This window comes from Fuscovulum sp. (assembly GCA_035192965.1).
GTDB lineage: Bacteria > Pseudomonadota > Alphaproteobacteria > Rhodobacterales > Rhodobacteraceae > Paragemmobacter.
Genome location: CP136571.1, coordinates 3,974,344 through 3,992,705, shown reverse-complemented (window position 1 = coordinate 3,992,705; position 18,362 = coordinate 3,974,344). Strand labels below are relative to the sequence as shown.

General features: G+C 63.3%; 15 protein-coding genes and 1 tRNA gene. 15 read left to right on the top strand and 1 reads right to left on the bottom strand.

Annotated elements, in window-relative coordinates; translation table 11 throughout:
- Positions 1-13 precede the first annotated feature (13 nt).
- Together RSE12_19635 and RSE12_19630 are read left to right on the top strand one after the other, a co-directional pair.
- Positions 14-1,210, top strand: coding sequence for a DUF898 family protein (locus RSE12_19635; GenBank protein WRH62542.1), 1,197 nt, complete (start codon positions 14-16; stop codon positions 1,208-1,210).
- Positions 1,210-2,289, top strand: coding sequence for a M48 family metallopeptidase (locus tag RSE12_19630; GenBank protein ID WRH62541.1), 1,080 nt, complete (start codon positions 1,210-1,212; stop codon positions 2,287-2,289). The genes RSE12_19635 and RSE12_19630 overlap by 1 nt, the downstream gene beginning before the upstream one ends.
- Before the next feature lie 214 nt (positions 2,290-2,503).
- Here RSE12_19630 and RSE12_19625 read toward each other — a convergent pair whose 3' ends face one another.
- Complete coding sequence (locus tag RSE12_19625) at positions 2,504-3,907, bottom strand: cytochrome P450 (protein WRH62540.1); 1,404 nt, start codon at positions 3,905-3,907, stop codon at positions 2,504-2,506.
- A 132-nt stretch (positions 3,908-4,039) separates the two neighbouring features.
- On the opposite strand from RSE12_19625, the gene RSE12_19620 reads away from it, so the two are divergent.
- From RSE12_19620 to rpoB, 13 genes are all read left to right on the top strand, one after another.
- A complete protein-coding gene (locus RSE12_19620; GenBank protein ID WRH62539.1) occupies positions 4,040-4,618 on the top strand; it encodes a hypothetical protein in 579 nt (192 codons plus the stop codon).
- A gap of 114 nt (positions 4,619-4,732) precedes the next feature.
- The gene (tuf, locus tag RSE12_19615) at positions 4,733-5,908 is read left to right on the top strand and encodes an elongation factor Tu (GenBank protein WRH62538.1); all 1,176 of its coding nucleotides are present in this window, start codon (positions 4,733-4,735) and stop codon (positions 5,906-5,908) included.
- Between the two features lie 146 nt (positions 5,909-6,054).
- A complete protein-coding gene (locus RSE12_19610; protein WRH62537.1) occupies positions 6,055-6,705 on the top strand; it encodes a CatB-related O-acetyltransferase in 651 nt (216 codons plus the stop codon).
- 96 nt (positions 6,706-6,801) lie between these two features.
- Positions 6,802-6,877 (top strand) — tRNA-Trp (locus RSE12_19605).
- Positions 6,878-7,013: 136 nt separating this feature from the next.
- Positions 7,014-8,663, top strand: a complete 1,650-nt coding sequence (locus tag RSE12_19600) for a hypothetical protein (GenBank protein WRH62536.1) — start codon at positions 7,014-7,016, stop codon at positions 8,661-8,663.
- A gap of 86 nt (positions 8,664-8,749) precedes the next feature.
- Complete coding sequence (gene secE / locus RSE12_19595; GenBank protein WRH64875.1) at positions 8,750-8,938, top strand: preprotein translocase subunit SecE; 189 nt, start codon at positions 8,750-8,752, stop codon at positions 8,936-8,938.
- Between the two features lie 169 nt (positions 8,939-9,107).
- A complete protein-coding gene (gene nusG, locus RSE12_19590) occupies positions 9,108-9,641 on the top strand; it encodes a transcription termination/antitermination protein NusG (GenBank protein ID WRH62535.1) in 534 nt (177 codons plus the stop codon).
- Between the two features lie 102 nt (positions 9,642-9,743).
- Positions 9,744-10,196 (top strand): 50S ribosomal protein L11, encoded by a 453-nt coding sequence (rplK, locus tag RSE12_19585; GenBank protein WRH62534.1) that lies wholly within the window; start codon positions 9,744-9,746, stop codon positions 10,194-10,196.
- A gap of 4 nt (positions 10,197-10,200) precedes the next feature.
- A complete protein-coding gene (gene rplA / locus RSE12_19580; GenBank protein ID WRH62533.1) occupies positions 10,201-10,899 on the top strand; it encodes a 50S ribosomal protein L1 in 699 nt (232 codons plus the stop codon).
- 105 nt (positions 10,900-11,004) lie between these two features.
- Positions 11,005-12,603, top strand: a complete 1,599-nt coding sequence (locus RSE12_19575; protein WRH62532.1) for a class I SAM-dependent methyltransferase — start codon at positions 11,005-11,007, stop codon at positions 12,601-12,603.
- A 321-nt stretch (positions 12,604-12,924) separates the two neighbouring features.
- A complete protein-coding gene (gene rplJ / locus RSE12_19570; protein WRH62531.1) occupies positions 12,925-13,440 on the top strand; it encodes a 50S ribosomal protein L10 in 516 nt (171 codons plus the stop codon).
- Positions 13,441-13,507: 67 nt separating this feature from the next.
- Positions 13,508-13,882: a 50S ribosomal protein L7/L12 gene (rplL, locus tag RSE12_19565; GenBank protein ID WRH62530.1), complete on the top strand. Its 375-nt coding sequence runs from the start codon at positions 13,508-13,510 to the stop codon at positions 13,880-13,882.
- 263 nt (positions 13,883-14,145) lie between these two features.
- Complete coding sequence (gene rpoB, locus RSE12_19560; protein WRH62529.1) at positions 14,146-18,279, top strand: DNA-directed RNA polymerase subunit beta; 4,134 nt, start codon at positions 14,146-14,148, stop codon at positions 18,277-18,279.
- Positions 18,280-18,362: the final 83 nt, after the last annotated feature.

Genomic DNA, 18,362 nt, shown 5'->3' with positions numbered 1-18,362 from the left:
CAGGACGGTTGCGATGGATCACCCCGCTGTAACGGATGTGCAGGTGCAATATCGGGGGGATGCGGCGAAGCTGTTTCCGCTGGCGCTGGGCACGGGTGTGCTGGGACTGGTGACGCTGGGGATTTACCGGTTCTGGGGCAAGGCGCGCATTCGGCGGCATGTCTGGGCCAAGATGCGCGTGGGCGATGACGCGCTGGAGTTCACCGGAACGGGCCTTGAGATGTTTCTGGGGTTCCTGATGGCGGTGGTGGTGCTGGCCGTCTATCTGGCGATTGTGCAGTTGATCCTGTTCTCGGTCGGTATCCGGTTCGTGTTCGACCCGCAGTCCGAGGTCGAGGAGATTGCGCAGGGCATTTCGATTGCGCTGTCTTTCCTTGCCGTGCTGCCCCTGATGATTTTTGCGGCCTATCGGTCGCGTCGATACAAGCTGGCGCGGACGCGGCTGCGGGGCATTCGTTTCACGATGGAGAATGCGGCAGGCGGCTATGTGATCCGCGCGCTGGGCTATCTGGTGTTGACGGTGGTGTCGCTGGGGCTGTTGTGGCCGCTGATGACGTTCCGGCTGGAAGCCTACATGACCGACCGGACATGGTATGGCTCCGCGCGGTTCCGGCAGGGGGGCGTGTGGACGGGGCTGTACCGGGCTTATTTTCACGTGATCGTCGGCATGGGGATGATCGTAGCGGCGTTCATCTTTGGGGCGCTGAACGAAAGTTGGATGGCCGGGCTTTTGGGCGTGCTAGGCGTGATCTGGGGTCTGGTGGGTCTGATCCTGTATCGCGTGCGGGCCTTTGGATACCTGATGTCGCATAAGGTGATGGAGGGGGGCCTTGGCTTTCGCGCCGCGCCGCGGGCGGGGGCAGTGGTGTGGACCTATATCAAGGGTGTGTTGATCGTGGGTCTGCTGGGCGGGTTCGCGTCGGCGGTGATCTTTGCGCCGCTGGGGGCGATGATGGTGGGGATCGAAGAGGCGAGCGAGTTCGTGCAGCTGGAATTCGCCGTGCTGGGGGTGGTGCTGTATCTGCTGGTGCTGACGGTGTTCGGCGCGCTGTCGCTGGTGTTCATCAGCCAGCCGATTCTGGCGCATTTTGCCCAAAGCGTGACGGTGACGGGGGTGGCGGCGCTGGATCTGGTGCGGCAGAGGATGGGCGATGGCGGGGCGGATGCCGAGGGTCTGGCTGATGCGCTGGATATGGGCGGGGCGTTCTGATGGGACCGGGGCCGGAGAACGCGGTCTGGTTTGACGGCCAAAGCGCGCGACGGCAGGCGGTGATGGTCGAGGTGGCGCCGGACGGGCGGGCCTTGCGGTTTGGCGGGCAGGTCTGGCCGATGGACAGGCTGCGGCAGATCGAGGGCGAGGGGCTGGTTCTGGCGCTGCTGGTGGAGGGTGGCGATGAGTTGCCGCATGATCCGGCGCGGCTGGTGTTGGCGGATGGCGCGCTGGCGGAATGGGTGCGGGCGCGCGCGCCGCATCTGGCGCGGCGGGATCTGAAGCAGGGCACGGGCATAAAGATCGCGGTGCGCGTCGGTCTGGCGGTGGTGGCGCTGGCGGCGATCCTGTTCCTGTTTTTGCCGCGCATATCCGACCGGCTGGCCGATCAGTTGCCGCTCGAGCAGGAGGTTGCCTTTGGGCAGGCGGTGATCGGGCAGATCGAGGGGTTTCTGGGCGGGGATGAGCCGTTGGCCTGTTCCGCGCCGGAGGGGCTGGCCGCGCTGGAGAAGATGGAGCGGCGGCTGACCGAGGGGCAGGGGCTGCGCTACGACATCGAATTGCGCGTGTTCGACCATGAGATGCTGAACGCCTTTGCGGCACCGGGGGGGCAGGTTGTCATCATCCGGGGGCTGCTGGACGAGGCGGAAACGGCCGAGGAAGTGGCGGGCGTGCTGGCGCATGAGATCGGCCATGTGGAAGCGCGCGATCCCACGCGGCTGGCGTTCCGGCAGGCCGGATCGGCGGGTATCTTGGCGCTGGTGCTGGGGGATGTGACGGGGGGCACGGTGATCGGCCTGCTGGGCGATCACATGCTGAGCGCTTCCTACACCCGCGAGGCCGAGGCGGCGGCGGATGCCTTTGCCTTTGCGCTGTTGCAGCGGACGGGGATCGGGACCGAGGGGTTGGCAGCGTTCTTTGAACGGATTGAGGGGATGGGCGCGGATGTGCCGGAGATATTGTCGACCCATCCGGCAAGCGGCAACCGGGCCGAGGCGGCGCGGGGCGCGGGCGGGGCGGCAGAGCAGCCAGTGCTGAGCGATGCGGAATGGCAGGCGTTGAAGGCCATCTGCGGCTGACGGCGCCTTGACCCGCCTTGCGGAGCGAACTGTCCGCGACAAGGAAACCCGTCGCGGACACACTCGTTACTGCACACGAACGGAAGGTAAGGAAGGCCCTCGCCGCCCCGTTCAACCCATACGTTAGTATGGGAAAAAAGCATTTCAACCGATGCGTAGAAGTGTTGCGAAAATGATCTGGGGTCGTTTCAGCCGTGCCTGTTTGCGCGGCGCTTCATGCCCGATCAATGCGCAGCCAGATGCCGCCTTCGGGACGCAGGGTAAGGATCATCACGGGTTTTGGTGTCTTGCCGGGGACGGGGGTGAAGCGGAACCGGGCAAGCAGGGTGGCGAGGATGATGACCGCCTCTTGAATGGCGAAGTTGGCCCCGATGCAGATGCGGGGGCCATCGCCGAAGGGCAGGAAAGTGAAGCGGTCGGTCTGATGGCCGGGGGCGAAGCGTTCGGGATCGAAACGGTCGGGGTCGGTCCAATGGGCGTGATGGCGGTGCAAGGCGTAGATCGGCAGGATGACCGTATCGCCGCGTTTGACCGCGCGCCCGCAGAGCGTGTCGGGTTTCTGGGCGGTGCGCGACAGAAAGGCGGCAGGCGGATAGAGGCGCAGGGTTTCGTCGATCACCTGCCGGATATAGGGCAGGTTCGGCACATCCGCTGCCGTGGCCGCGCGGGGGCCGAGCAGGGCCTGCGCCTCGGTGCGGGCACGGGTCTGAACGGCCGGATCGAAGGCACAAAGATAGAGCGCCCATGACAGGGTGAGGGCGGTGGTTTCATGGCCCGCGACGATGAAGGTGAGGAGGTTGTCGCGCAATTCCGCGGTCATCATTTTGCGGCCGGATTTCGGGTCTTCGCCCGCCATCAGCAGATCAAGCAGATCCGGGATACCGGGGCTGCCGCTGGCGCGGCGGCGGGTGATGGCGGCATCGGCCACGGCTTTCATGTCGCGCAGGCCGGAACCCGCGATCATGCGCGACGGGCGCGGCACCCAGGGCGGGGCGCCGAGGATATCGAGCAGCGAGACTTTGGCAGTTTGCGAGATATAGGCGTCGATGGCGCGGTGAACGGCGTCGCGGTCAAACCCGTCGCCGCCCGAGAAGGTGACGTCGGAGATCACCTCGAAGGTGGCGGTGACCATTTCATCAAAGGCATCCGCGGCGCGGCCCGTGGCTGTGGCGAAACGGTCGCAGGCGCGTTCGGCGGCGGCGGTCATCACCGGGGCGAGGGCGGCGACGTTGCGATGGGAAAAGACCGGCGCGGCGGTGCGGCGTTGCCAGAGCCAATCCTGCCCTTCGGCGATGAACAGGGATTTGCCGATGCCGGGACCGAGGATGAGCTTTGTGACATCGGATTTGGGGTAATCCTCGACCCGGTCGCGTAACACGCGGCGCAGGGCTTCGGGATCCATGATCATGTGCCACCGCTTGCCGCGGGTGTTCGACACGATCGGCGCGCGGGTGGCCTGTTCGGGGATCAGTTCCAGAAGGTTGCGCCGTCCGGCGCGCAGGCTGCCGAGGATGCCGAGCGGTTCTGGGGCGAGGGGCACGCGCACAGGCAGCGGTGCGGGCAGCGGGGCGGGCGGGGGGCCAGCTTCGGGATCGGCGATCTGGACGCGGGGGGACATGGGTTTTCCCTTGCTGGACCCATCACAGATAGGCGACGGGACGCATCGGGCAACGGGCGACCGTTGCGCAGCGGCTTTGCAACGGTTATCGGGATGGCAATGGCCTGTGGGCCGAGACGGACGGGAGACCCCATGCTGACCCTTCGCCAAGTGGCCTTTTTCATCGGGTTTGCCGTTCTGGCAGGCTGTGGCAAAAGCGATCTGGAGGAGCCGCCGGTTCCGCTGGGGGATTTTGCGCTGGGGCTGAATATCGTTGTGGCCGACAATGTGCAGAAGGTGCCGATTTCGCGCGATGCCTCGGTCGAGGAGTGGGAGGCGGTGATGAAGGATGCCGTCGCCAACCGCTTTGGCCGCTATCAGGGGCCAAAACTTTATAACATCGGGATTTCCATTGATGGCTATGCGCTGGCGCCGCCCGGTATTCCGGTGGTGGCGGCCCCGAAATCGGTGCTGGTGATCACGGCCAATGTCTGGGACGACGCGGCCGAGCAGAAGCTGAATGCCGAAGGGCACCGGATCACCGTATTCGAAAGCCTGTCGGGCGAGACGGTGATCGGCACCGGTTTGACGCGCAACAAGACGGAACAGATGGAAGCGCTGTCCTATAACGCGGTGAAGCGGGTGGAGGAGTGGTTCCTGGAAAACCCGGAATGGTTCGGCCTGCCGCCGAAGCCGCCCGCACCCGAGGCAGCCCCTTCCAGCAATCGGTGACGCATCGGCCAGCAAAGGCTGCCATTCCCGCTTGATTTTCCCCCAGCGGCGGCTTAATTCGCCGCGCGAGTAGCACGGGCCGGGTTCGGCCCCCCAATCCGAAGGCCCGAAGACATGGCAAAGGCAAAGTTTGAACGGAACAAACCGCACGTCAACATTGGCACGATTGGCCACGTTGACCACGGCAAGACGACGCTGACGGCTGCGATCACGAAGTATTTCGGCGAATTCCGCGCCTATGACCAGATCGACGGCGCGCCGGAAGAGCGGGCTCGTGGGATCACGATCTCGACCGCCCACGTGGAATACGAGACGGAAGCCCGTCACTATGCGCACGTCGACTGCCCCGGCCACGCCGACTATGTGAAGAACATGATCACCGGTGCGGCCCAGATGGACGGCGCGATCCTGGTTTGCGCCGCATCCGACGGCCCGATGCCGCAGACGCGCGAGCACATCCTGCTCGGCCGCCAGGTGGGTATCCCCTACATGGTCTGCTACATGAACAAGGTTGACCTTGTTGATGACGAAGAGCTGATCGAACTGGTCGAGATGGAAATCCGCGAGCTGTTCTCGAGCTACGAATATCCGGGCGACGACATTCCGATCGTCAAGGGTTCGGCCCACCAGGCCATGATCGGCGAGCGCAAGGACATCGGCGAGGATTCGATCCGCGCTCTGATGAAGGCCGTGGATGAGTACATCCCGACCCCGGCCCGCGCCATCGACCAGCCCTTCCTGATGCCGATCGAAGACGTGTTCTCGATCTCGGGCCGCGGTACGGTTGTGACCGGCCGTGTGGAGCGTGGCGTGATCAACGTCGGCGACGAAGTTGAAATCGTCGGCATCCGCGACACCAAGAAGTCGGTCTGCACGGGCGTGGAAATGTTCCGCAAGCTGCTGGACCGTGGGGAAGCTGGCGACAACGTCGGCGTTCTGCTGCGCGGCATCGACCGTGAAGGCGTGGAGCGTGGGCAGGTTCTGTGCAAGCCGAAGTCGGTGAACCCGCACACGAAGTTCGAGGCGGAAGCCTATATCCTGACCAAGGAAGAGGGTGGCCGTCACACGCCGTTCTTCGCGAACTACCGTCCGCAGTTCTACTTCCGCACGACGGACGTGACCGGGACGGTTGAGCTGCCGGAAGGCACCGAAATGGTGATGCCGGGCGACAACCTGAAGTTCAACGTGACGCTGATCGCCCCGATCGCGATGGAAGAGAAGCTGCGCTTCGCCATCCGTGAAGGCGGCCGCACCGTCGGCGCAGGCGTCGTGTCGAAAATCATTCTGTAATCCGATCCTGTATCGGGTTGAAAGGCGCGCGGGGGTGACCCCGCGCGTTTTTCGTTATATGGTTGCGTTGCAATCATGGGAGGCACCGATGGACCTGACGATCTGACCTGCGTTTTCCTGAAACGACGATCAGCGAGGTTCATTCCATGCCATTTCTGAACGCGGATGCGGTGCATCCCCTGACCTTTCCCGATGGAACCGTGCACCCCGATATGGTGCATCTGAACCGGGTCATCGACCATCCGAACATCACGGTGGGCGATTACAGCTATGCCAATGATTTTGATCCGCCGCGTGAGGCGGGGGGCTGGGCGGCGCGGCTGGCGCCGTATCTTTATCCCGGTGCGCCGGAGCGGTTGGTGATCGGGCGATTCTGCCAGATCGCGCATGGCGTGCGGTTCATCACGGCATCGGCCAATCACGCGATGGACGGGATCACGACCTATCCGTTCGGGGTGTTCGACCCAGTGACGCTGGAGGGATATCGCGATGGATTCGCCCAGCTGCCGGATACGGAGGTGGGCCATGACGTGTGGATCGGGCATGGCGCGCTGATCCTGCCGGGGGCGCGGATCGGCAGCGGGGCGATCATCGGGGCGGGGGCCGTGATGGCGGGTCAGGTGCCGCCTTTTTCGGTGGTGGCGGGCAATCCGGCGCGGGTGGTGCGGATGCGGTTTTCCGGGCTAGAGGTGACGCGGCTGCTGGCCATCGGCTGGTGGGATTGGCCGCTGGAGCGTATCCGGGCGGCGCTGCCGGCGCTGCTGGCGGCGGATGTGGCGGCGCTGGAGCGGGGGTAGAGGGTGGCATGGCGGGAAAATCCGTCGGGGTGGTTTTTCGGGGCTGACGCCCCCTTGATTTCCCCCGGCCCATGCCGTAACCCCCTTCGCAGGCCTAGGAGTTTAGCTCAGTTGGTAGAGCATCGGTCTCCAAAACCGAGGGTCGTGGGTTCGAGTCCCCCAACTCCTGCCAAGCCTGCTGGATGCGTTCCGCGGGCGAACGGCCCCAGAAAAGCCCCGATTTTTCCCTGAACCCGACGTGACATGGCCCCGGCGCGGGCATGGTGCGGGACAAGGATCACGCGCAGGTTGTCCTGTGGAGTGGGCCTATGTTCCGACTGTTCGCGATGCTGCTGGCTTTGCCTTGGCCGGTGATGGCCCTGATATCGGCGGGCCTGTTCTGGCTGGCGCAGGATTCGCATCAAAGGGTGACTGCCTTCGAGGCCGAGAAGGCGCAGGCCTTGCAGGCGGGCGCGCCGGAACCGGTTGCGTTCGACGCGTTCACCGAAGCGGATATCCATGCAGCGGATGAGGTGCATGTCGCGGCCTGGCTTGGCACGGATTACAATTACGAATTGACCAAGCAGCGGAAGGGCACCGATACGGTGCGGCGCATGTACGTCCTGTTTGGCCCCGGAGACGCAGAGACGAGCAAGGTGGCGCGCGGGATCGTGCTGTTGTCGCCCGGTCAGGTGGATGGCTTTATCGGGCATTTGTTGAGCCGGATGTATGATCCGCTGGATGCGCGGATGCCGTTTCATCTGAATGGGACTGTGGATACGAGCCCCGAGCTTTCGGACATGGTCGCGGATGCTTTTGCAGAGCAGGGCCTGACAAAAGCCGAGGATTTTGTCGTGATCGAGCCGTTTCTGGAGGGCCGCGAAGCGGCGCTGGCCCCGGACCCGGACGCACCGATGCGGGTGGCCACGGTGTTTGGCGGGCTGGGCGCGCTGGCGGCGTTGCTGGCGCTGGGGAAGTTGCTGACGGGCCGCGGGCGGAAGACGCGCCGGGAAGATCGGGCGAATGCGGAACTGGAACGGGCTGTCATGATGGCGACTGCGACGCGCCCGGTGGTGGCCCCATCGCCGACGCACTCTGAGCCGACGAACGCTGCGCCGGTTGTCGCGAGCGGGCAGCGCTATGCGACCGTGCCGACGCCCCCGCCTGCGGCGTGGTCACCGCTTGAGGCGGTGATGGCGAAGCAGGCAGCGACGGTGGGGGCGACGCGCAGTGGCGGCTATGGGTTTTCGTCAGGGCTGGCCGCGGGTGCGCCATCAGGGGTGGGCGCGGATCAATCCCTGCCCAGGCGCGATGGGGCCGGGGCAGGGTTGCGGCGCATGTTTCGGGCGCCGACCAAGGTCGTGGGCGCGCTGGTATTTTACTTCGCCGTCTATCTTGCCTTTGGGCATTTGACGCCGCCCACCACCATGAACTCCGTACCGGAGGGCGGTATGGTGGCGAAGGTGATGGAGGGGTTGTTCGGGTTTGCCCCGGCTGAGGCCGAGGGCGAAGAGGGCGCGGCGACCTTGCCGCAGGGCAATGGTGGGGCGCAGCGGACCTTGCCGCAGGTGGATGACACGCCGCCATCGCCGAAGAATCAGGTGAGTGAGGATATTGCGGCGGGCATGACGCCTGCGGAGGCGGTGCGCAGAGCGATTGCGGCGGAGTTTCCGGATGCGACGGGGCCATCAGGGCCGGTTTTCCTGAGCACAGGCGAGGACCAGCCTGCGGCGCAAGCCGGTCTGGTGGAGCAATTGCGCGACCTTGTTCCGCAGGGCTGGGGCGGGATGGATCCAGCGGAAGTCTCTGCAGCGGTCATGGGGGGCGGCTTGTGGAAGGGGCCCGCCGGGATTGCGGTTCTGCTGGCGCTGGGTTCGGTCTTTGCCGCCATCGGGTTGGCCGTCGCGCGCCGGTCGCGACAGCGCGCGACAGCGACGCGGGGCGATCCGTGGGCGCGGATATCCGACCGGCTGCAATAGCGGCGCGGGGTGGGTTTGGCTTTCCCTTGAAATCCCGGCCCATCCGGCGTATCTGCCCACCAACCCTAATGCGTGGATCTGAGACCATGGCCAAGACGAACCCCATCACCTTTCTTCAGCAGGTGCGAACCGAAGTCGGCAAGGTCGTCTGGCCGACCCGGCGCGAGGTGGTTCTGACCACGATCATGGTGTTCATCATGGCGGCTCTGACGGCGACATTCTTCAGCCTTGTCGATTTGGGCATCCGCACGGGGCTGCGCGCGATCCTTGGGTGAACGCGGGCGATTGCCCGGATTTGCCTTGAATTCATTGGGCCGCGCTTGTATCTGCGCCCCTGAACAAGGAGCACGGGCGCGCAGCGATTCGAGTTGCGCGCTTTGTTGTGTTCCTGAAAGCATAGAAATTTCAGGGGGTTCGCCCCCGCTGACGTAAGGTGGATGAGGCATGGCGAAGCGCTGGTATTCGGTGAGCGTTCTCTCGAATTTCGAGAAGAAGGTTGCCGAGCAGATCCGGACGGCCGTGATCGAAGCCGGGTTGCAGGAAGAAATCGACGAAGTGCTGGTTCCGACGGAAGAAGTTCTGGAGGTTCGGCGCGGCAAGAAGGTGACGAGCGAGCGGCGCTTCATGCCCGGCTATGTGCTGGTGCGGATGGAGATGTCGAACAAGGGCTATCACCTGATTTCGTCGATCAACCGGGTCACTGGGTTCCTTGGCCCGCAGGGCAAGCCGATGCCGATGCGGGATGCGGAAGTGAATGCGATCCTGAACCGGGTCGAAGAGGGCGAGGCTGCACCGCGCAACCTGATCCGCTTCGAGATCGGCGAGAAGGTGAAGGTCACCGATGGCCCGTTCGAGGGCTTTGACGGGATGGTGGAAGAGGTCGACGAGGACCACAGCCGCCTGAAGGTTTCGGTGTCGATCTTTGGCCGGGCAACCCCGGTCGAACTGGAATTCACGCAGGTCACCAAAGGGGCCTGAGTGTATCGCGTGGGAGGCGAGCGCCCCTTGGGGTGACGGACCGAACCACTAAACCGCGCCACGCCCAATTCCGGGAGGCGCTGTGACAGAGGAGATGGCCCCATGGCCAAGAAAGTAATCGGCAGCCTCAAGCTGCAAGTGAAGGCTCAGCAAGCCAACCCGTCGCCGCCAGTTGGCCCGGCTCTGGGTCAGCGCGGGCTGAACATCATGGCCTTCGTGAAGGAATTCAACGCGAAGACCGCCGAAATTCCGCCGGGCACCCCGACGCCTGTCGTGATCACCTATTACCAGGACAAGTCGTTCAGCCTTGAGCTGAAGACGGCGCCGGCCTCGTACCTGCTGAAGACCGCTGCCGGTCTGCCGCCGGTGGGCAAGCGCAACCGCGCGAAGGGTTCGGCGAAGCCGGGCCGTGAAGTGGCTGGTACGGTGACCGTGGCGCAGGTGCGCCAGATTGCCGAAACGAAGATGAAGGACCTGAACGCCAATTCCGTGGAAGCTGCGATGCAGATCATCCTCGGCTCGGCGAAGTCCTGCGGCATCGAAGTGAAGGGCTGAGATCATGGCAAAACTCGGTAAGCGCGTTCGCGCAGCACAAGAAGTTTTCGGCACCGCGACCAATGTTTCGGTCGAGGATGCTGTCGCCCTGATCAAGAAGGCGGCTTCGGCCAAGTTCGACGAGACGGTTGAAATCGCGATGAACCTGGGGGTTGACCCCCGCCATGCGGACCAGATGGTGCGCGGCGTGGTGCAACTGCCGAACGGCACGGGCAAGACCGTGCGCGTGGCGGTGTTCGCCCGTGGTGCCAAGGCCGATGAGGCCAAGGCCGCCGGTGCGGATATCGTGGGCGCGGAAGACCTGATGGAAACCATCATGGGCGGCAAGATCGAGTTCGACCGTTGCATCGCGACGCCGGACCTGATGCCGCTGGTGGGCCGTCTGGGCAAGATCCTGGGCCCGCGCAACCTGATGCCGAACCCGAAGGTCGGCACTGTGACGATGGACGTGAAAACGGCTGTCGAAGCGGCGAAGGGCGGCGAAGTGCAGTTCAAGGTCGAAAAGGCCGGTGTGGTGCATGCAGGCGTTGGCAAGGTGTCGTTCGACGCCGAAAAGCTGGCGCAGAATGTGCGCGCCTTCGTTGACGCGGTGAGCCGTGCGAAGCCCGCCGGTGCGAAGGGTGCCTACCTGAAGAAGGTGTCGCTTTCTTCGACGATGGGCCCGGGCGTTTCGGTTGATCTGGCCTCGGCCACTGCCAACTGATTGACGTATCGGTCCAAGACCTGATTTACAATGCGGACATCCGGAAACGGGTGTCCGTTTTTTTTGGCGCGGCGCGTGTGTCGCCCCGGTGGGTGGAGAGTGCGGGTGGATTTGGCCGAAGACGGTCGGGCGATCGAGATGCTTGTTCCGGACCGGGGCCGGATCGCCGTTTATTCCTGCTATTTCGGCCAGTATGAACCGTTCCATCGCAATGCCCTGGGGCCGGAAGGCGACTGGGATCGCATCATCTTTACCGATCATGCCGAACTGGATGCGCCGGGTTGCCGGGTGGTGCGGCTGCCCGAGCGGTTTGAGGGGCTGAGCCCGAAACAGCTGTCGCGGTTGCCGAAGCTGTGGCCGGAGCGGTTTTTGGGGGCCTATGACTGGGTGATCTATATCGACAACCGGGCGCGGCTGGTGATGCCGCCGGATGAGGTGGTCGCCCGGCTGGATGCCGCACATGGCGGGGTGGCCCCGGCGGGCCGGTTTCTGGTGCGCCACCGGGCGCGGGGCTGTTCATGGCGCGAGGCAGAGGTGTGCGAGCGGCAGGAAAAGCTGGATGCCGAAGAGATGGCCCGTCTGCATGCGTGGTTCCGGGAGGCGGGGCTGCCCCGGAATGCGGGGCTGTTCGTCAATACGGCGCTGGTGCAGAAGATGGGATCACCCGATACCGCGCGGCTGAATGAGGCGTGGTTCCGCGCCTTTGTCAGCATTGCGGGGCGGGATCAGGTTCTGTTGCCCAATGTGATGCGGGTGACAGGTCTGGCGCAGCATGAGATGGGCATGGCGCTGGCGGAGTTTGCACAATGGCCGGTCTTCGGGTTCAAGATCCGCAACATGTTTCGCCGGGGCATGGCGCTGCCCGCGGGATGGGACAGCCCGAAGGCGGCTGATGCAATGGACGAGGATGGGTCGGACGGGGCGACGGCCGGCCGGACGGAACGAAGGAAGCCTGCCGCGAGGGCGGCGTCGAAAGGAGAGATGCAGGTGCAGGATTTCAAGCGGAAGCGCAAACTGGGCGAGCGGCTAGTGGCAGAGGATGCGGCCCGTCTGGAGCAGGGGAGCGTCGTCCTTGGTGAGGATGACATGAAGCTGTACCGCTATGGTGGGGAGGATGGGTTTGATCTGGAGCTGTATCGCAAGGTGCAGACCGAGGCGAACAAGCTGAAGATCAAGAACCAGTTCGTGCCGGAAGAGCATATCGCGATCCTGTCGCGCTATATGCTGGATCAGGGTGCGAAGCCCGTCACCGGCATCTGCCACGGCACGCGCCGGGGCAATGAGCAGGTGTGGTTTCGCCAGTATCTGGGCCCGCAGGCCGAGGTGTTCGGGACCGAAATCTCGGACACGGCGACGGAGTTCCCGCACACGATCCAGTGGGATTTCCACGAGGTCGATCCGGCGTGGCTGGGCAAGATGGACCTGGTCTATTCCAATTCCTGGGATCATGCCCATGATCCGGAGCGGGCCTTTGCGGGGTGGATCAGCTGCCTGAAACCCGGCGGGTATCTGATGCTGGATCACGGCTGGAACTATCTGCCGGATCGGGTGTCGCCGATGGATCCGTTCGGGATTTCGGAAGCGGGGCTGGTGAAGATGCTGAACCGGTTGGGGGATGCGACCGGCGAGGTGATCGAGGTAATCGACGGTGGCAAGCACAAGCGCCACCAGATCCGCACGGTGATTTTCCGCGCCAAGGCGTGATTTCGCGGTTGGCAGCGGCTTTGAACACGGTAACGGCATGACGGCTGTGCTGACGGGGCTTGGAAAGGGCGGGCGGAATGGATATTGACCCGTGATACTCTGCCTGCGTGATTCGTTGCGCAGGTCGCGTATCCTTTGTCCGAGACGGTGGGTGCCCGGCGTGAGCCTGGCTTAATTTCCCTCCTGAGATGAGAGAACGAGACGGATTTCCGGGGGTTTTCCTCGGGCGATCATAACTCGGGATATCATTCGGACCCGAATGCCCCTGCTTGCAGGGGCTTAAATGAGCCGGGGGGAGACCCCCACACTTGGAGTGAAACTGTGGATAGAGCCCAGAAAGAGAAAGTGGTCGATGAACTCGGCCAGATCTTCGAAAGCTCTGGCGTTGTGGTGGTTGCCCACTACACGGGTATGACGGTTGCACAGATGCAGGACCTGCGCGCGAAAATGCGCGAAGTTGGCGGGTCCGTACGCGTTGCCAAGAACAAGCTCGCCAAGATCGCCCTTGAAGGGAAACCCGGCGCACAGATGGGTGACCTGCTTACGGGCATGACCGTGCTTGCCTATTCGGAAGACCCTGTCGCTGCGGCGAAGGTCACCGAGGCCTATGCCAAGACGAACGAAAAGTTCGTCATTCTTGGCGGGGCTATGGGCGGCTCGATTCTGGACCAGGCCGGTGTCAAGGCTGTGGCTTCTCTGCCGTCGCGCGAAGAGCTTATCGCTCAGATCGTGTCGTGCATCGGGGCACCTGCTTCGGCAATCGCTGGTGCAATTGGCGCGCCTGCTTCGAACATCGCAAGCATCCTGTCCACCATCGAGGAAAAGGCTGCGGCCTGATCCGAGAATACCCGCGTGGTTGACCCCACAGCGTTGGACCCCATCTTAATAGAACGGAATGAGCAAAATGGCTGATCTGAACAAACTCGCCGAAGACATCGTCGGCCTGACCCTGCTGCAGGCTCAGGAACTGAAGTCCATCCTGAAGGACAAGTATGGCATCGAGCCGGCCGCCGGTGGCGCCGTCATGATGGCTGCTGGCCCGGCTGCTGCTGCCGCCCCGGTGGAAGAGCAGACCGAATTCGACGTCGTCCTGACGGACGCCGGCCCGAACAAGATCAACGTGATCAAAGTCGTGCGCGAAATCACCGGTCTGGGCCTGAAAGAAGCCAAGGACCTGACCGAAGCCGGTGGCAAGGTCAAGGAAGGCATCTCGAAGGCTGACGCCGAAGCGATGAAGAAGAAGTTCGAAGAGGCTGGCGCCAAGGCCGAACTGAAGTAATCGGGCAGGATGCGTTTCGCATTCTGACACTGGTTTTGAGGCTGGGTCGGGGATTTCCCCGGCCCAGCCGAACCTGTCTTGAAAGGGGCATCACGGCCCTTTGGCCCCGATGCGGGTGCCCCTTTCAAGGCGTGGTTTTGGGTTCGGGAGCTTTCCGGTGGGACGGAAAGCATGAATGGAACCCTTCCGCCGCATCGCAATAGGCGCGCGTTCGTGACCCCGACGAACCAGCGCCAGCGACACGAGAAAAGGTGACGACGCACATGGCGCAAGCTTACGTTGGCCAGAAACGCATCCGCCGCTATTACGGCAAGATCCGCGAAGTCCTGGAGATGCCGAACCTCATCGAGGTTCAGAAATCTTCTTATGACCTGTTCCTGAAATCGGGTGACGGCGACAAGCCGGCCGATGGCGAGGGGATTCAGGGAACCTTCCAGTCGGTTTTCCCGATCAAGGATTTCAATGAGACCGCGGTGCTTGAGTTCGTGAAATACGAGCTTGAGAAGCCGAAATACGACGTGGACGAGTGCCAGTCGCGCGACATGACCTTTGCGGCGCCGCTGAAGGTGACGCTGCGCCTGATCGTGTTCGATGTCGACGAGACGACGGGCGCGCGGTCCGTCAAGGACATCAAGGAACAGGATGTCTACATGGGCGACATGCCCCTGATGACATCGAACGGCACGTTCATCGTGAACGGCACCGAGCGGGTGATCGTTTCGCAGATGCACCGCAGCCCCGGCGTGTTCTTTGACCACGACAAGGGCAAGACGCATTCGAGCGGCAAGCTGCTGTTCACCTGCCGGATCATTCCGTATCGCGGGTCGTGGCTGGATTTCGAATTCGACGCCAAGGACATCGTGTTCGCGCGCATCGACCGCCGCCGCAAGCTGCCGGTGACGACGCTGCTTTATGCGCTGGGCATGGATCAGGAAGGCATCATGGATGCCTATTACGATACCATTTCCTTCAAGCACGTGAAGAACAAGGGCTGGGTGACCAAGTTCTTCCCGAACCGCGTTTCCGGCACGCGCCCGACCTATGATCTGGTCGATGCGGCGACGGGCGAGGTGATCCTGAAGGCGGGCGAGAAGGCCACGCCGCGGATGGTGAAGAAGTGGAAGGATGACGGCGCGATCACGGAGCTGCTGGTTCCGTTCGACCACATTCTGGGCCGCTATGTCGCCAAGGACATCATCAACGAAGAAACCGGCGAGATCTGGGTCGAAGCCGGCGACGAATTGACGATGGAGTACGACCGCGACGGCGGTGTGAAGGGTGGCAGCCTGAAGGTTCTGCTGGATCAGGGCATCACCGATATTCCGGTGCTGGACATCGATAACATCAATGTCGGTCCGTACATCCGCAACACGATGGCGGCTGACAAGAACATGGGCCGCGACACCGCGCTTATGGACATCTACCGCGTCATGCGCCCGGGCGAGCCGCCGACCGTTGAAGCGGCAAGCCAGCTGTTCGACACGCTGTTCTTTGACAGCGAACGCTATGACCTGTCGGCCGTGGGCCGGGTCAAGATGAACATGCGTCTGGATCTGGGCAAGCCCGATACCCAGCGCACGCTGGACCGCGAAGACATCATCGCCTGCATCAAGGCGCTAACGGAACTGCGCGATGGCAAGGGCGAGATCGACGACATCGACCACCTTGGCAACCGCCGCGTGCGGTCTGTCGGGGAATTGATGGAGAACCAGTATCGCGTCGGCCTGCTGCGGATGGAGCGCGCGATCAAGGAGCGGATGTCGTCGGTGGAAATCGACACGATCATGCCGCAAGACCTGATCAACGCGAAACCGGCTGCGGCTGCGGTGCGGGAATTCTTTGGTTCCTCGCAGCTGTCGCAGTTCATGGACCAGACCAACCCGTTGTCGGAAGTCACCCACAAGCGCCGCCTGTCGGCCCTTGGGCCGGGCGGTCTGACCCGTGAGCGTGCCGGTTTCGAAGTGCGCGACGTTCATCCGACCCACTATGGCCGGATGTGCCCGATCGAAACGCCCGAAGGTCAGAACATCGGTCTGATCAACTCGCTGGCCACTTTCGCCCGCGTGAACAAGTACGGCTTCATCGAAACACCGTACCGCAAGGTGATCGACAACAAGGTGACCGACGAGGTCGTCTACATGTCGGCGACCGAGGAAATGCGCCACACCGTGGCGCAGGCCAACGCCGCGCAGGACGAGAATGGCAAGTTCACGGATGATCTGATTTCCAGCCGGAAATCGGGGGAATTCATGCTGAACCCGCCGGACGCGATTGACCTGATCGACGTGTCGCCGAAGCAGTTGGTGTCTGTCGCCGCATCGCTGATCCCGTTCCTTGAGAACGACGACGCGAACCGCGCGCTGATGGGGTCGAACATGCAGCGTCAGGCTGTGCCGCTGCTGCAATCGGATGCGCCTTTCGTGGGCACGGGGATCGAGGCTGTTGTGGCCCGCGACTCCGGTGCTGCGATCATGGCGCGGCGGGCGGGTGTCATCGACCAGGTCGATGCGACCCGTATCGTTGTGCGTGCGACCGAGATGCTGGAACCCGGCGAGCCGGGCGTGGATATCTATCGTCTGCGCAAGTTCAAGCGTTCCAACCAGTCGTCCTGCATCAACCAGCGTCCGCTGGTGAAGGTGGGCGATACGGTCGGCCGGGCCGAAGTGATTGCGGATGGCCCCTGCACCGATCTGGGCGAACTGGCCCTGGGGCGGAACGTGGTCGTCGCGTTCATGCCGTGGAACGGCTATAACTATGAAGACTCGATCCTGATTTCCGAGCGTATCCTGCGCGATGACGTGTTCACCTCGATCCATATCGAGGAATACGAAGTTGCGGCGCGCGACACGAAGTTGGGGCCGGAAGAGATCACCCGCGACATCCCGAACGTCGGCGAGGAAGCCCTGCGCAACCTTGACGAAGCCGGGATCGTCTACATCGGTGCCGAAGTGCAGCCGGGCGATATTCTGGTGGGCAAGATCACGCCCAAGGGCGAAAGCCCGATGACGCCGGAAGAAAAGCTGCTGCGCGCCATCTTTGGCGAAAAGGCATCGGATGTGCGTGACACGTCGCTGCGCCTGCCGCCGGGGGCCTATGGCACCATCGTGGAAGTGCGCGTGTTCAACCGCCACGGTGTGGACAAGGACGAGCGTGCGCTGCAGATCGAGCGGGAAGAAGTGGAACGTCTGGCGCGGGACCGCGACGACGAATTGGCGATCCTTGAGCGCAACATCTATTCGCGCCTGAAGACGCTGATCATGGGCAAGACCGCCGTCAAAGGGCCGAAGGGCATCCGCTCGGGTTCGACCATTGACGACGAACTGCTGGGCACGCTGTCGCGCGGCCAGTGGTGGCAGCTGGCGCTGGGTGAAGAAGCCGAGGCGAAGGATGTCGAGGCGCTGCATGACCAGTTCGAGGCGCAGAAGCGCGCCCTGGATCACCGGTTCGACGACAAGGTCGAAAAGGTGCGCCGTGGCGACGATCTGCCCCCGGGCGTGATGAAGATGGTCAAGGTGTTCGTCGCGGTGAAGCGCAAGCTGCAGCCGGGCGACAAGATGGCCGGTCGTCACGGGAACAAGGGTGTTATCTCGAAGGTCGTGCCGATCGAAGACATGCCGTTCCTTGCGGATGGCACGCCGGTTGATCTGGTGCTGAACCCTCTGGGTGTGCCGTCGCGTATGAACGTCGGGCAGATTCTGGAAACCCACATGGGCTGGGCCGCGCGCGGTTTGGGCCTGAAGATCGACGATGCCCTGAAAGAGTATCGCCGGTCGGGTGACATGACCCCGGTGCGCGAAGCGATGCGCATTGCCTATGGTGATGAGACCTATGACGAGGTGCTGGCCGACCGGAGCGAGGATGAATTCCTTGAACTGGCAGGCAATGTGACGCGCGGTGTTCCGATTGCGTCGCCGGTGTTCGACGGGGCCAAGGAAGCGGACGTGAACGACGCGCTGACGCGCGCCGGGTTCGATACCTCGGGTCAGTCGGTGGTGTTCGATGGTCGTTCGGGCGAGCAATTCGCGCGGAAGGTCACCGTGGGCGTGAAATACATGCTCAAGCTGCACCACCTTGTCGATGACAAGCTGCACGCCCGTTCGACGGGGCCGTACTCGCTGGTCACGCAGCAGCCGCTGGGTGGTAAGGCGCAGTTCGGTGGTCAGCGTCTGGGGGAAATGGAGGTCTGGGCTCTGGAAGCCTATGGTGCCGCCTATACCCTGCAGGAAATGCTGACCGTGAAGTCGGACGACGTGGCAGGCCGGACCAAGGTCTATGAATCGATCGTCAAGGGCGAGGACAATTTCGAAGCGGGCGTTCCGGAGAGCTTTAACGTTCTCGTAAAGGAAGTGCGCGGCCTCGGCCTGAATATGGAACTCCTGGATGCGGAGGAGGAGTGACCGAAAGGCGGTGTGAACCGCCCTTTGGCCCCTCGTGGGGCGGGTTGACACCCGCCCTGCGCCCCCGCCCCCTTTCAAGGATT

Coding starts and splice junctions, on each gene's coding strand:
- rplL (WRH62530.1), top strand. CDS start 13,508: ATGGCTGATCTGAACAAACTCGCCGAAGACATCGTCGGCCTGACCCTG.
- rpoB (WRH62529.1), top strand. CDS start 14,146: ATGGCGCAAGCTTACGTTGGCCAGAAACGCATCCGCCGCTATTACGGC.
- RSE12_19625 (WRH62540.1), bottom strand. CDS start 3,907: ATGTCCCCCCGCGTCCAGATCGCCGATCCCGAAGCTGGCCCCCCGCCC.
- RSE12_19600 (WRH62536.1), top strand. CDS start 7,014: ATGTTCCGACTGTTCGCGATGCTGCTGGCTTTGCCTTGGCCGGTGATG.
- rplK (WRH62534.1), top strand. CDS start 9,744: ATGGCCAAGAAAGTAATCGGCAGCCTCAAGCTGCAAGTGAAGGCTCAG.
- tuf (WRH62538.1), top strand. CDS start 4,733: ATGGCAAAGGCAAAGTTTGAACGGAACAAACCGCACGTCAACATTGGC.
- RSE12_19610 (WRH62537.1), top strand. CDS start 6,055: ATGCCATTTCTGAACGCGGATGCGGTGCATCCCCTGACCTTTCCCGAT.
- secE (WRH64875.1), top strand. CDS start 8,750: ATGGCCAAGACGAACCCCATCACCTTTCTTCAGCAGGTGCGAACCGAA.
- nusG (WRH62535.1), top strand. CDS start 9,108: ATGGCGAAGCGCTGGTATTCGGTGAGCGTTCTCTCGAATTTCGAGAAG.
- RSE12_19620 (WRH62539.1), top strand. CDS start 4,040: ATGCTGACCCTTCGCCAAGTGGCCTTTTTCATCGGGTTTGCCGTTCTG.
- RSE12_19630 (WRH62541.1), top strand. CDS start 1,210: ATGGGACCGGGGCCGGAGAACGCGGTCTGGTTTGACGGCCAAAGCGCG.
- rplA (WRH62533.1), top strand. CDS start 10,201: ATGGCAAAACTCGGTAAGCGCGTTCGCGCAGCACAAGAAGTTTTCGGC.
- RSE12_19635 (WRH62542.1), top strand. CDS start 14: ATGGATCACCCCGCTGTAACGGATGTGCAGGTGCAATATCGGGGGGAT.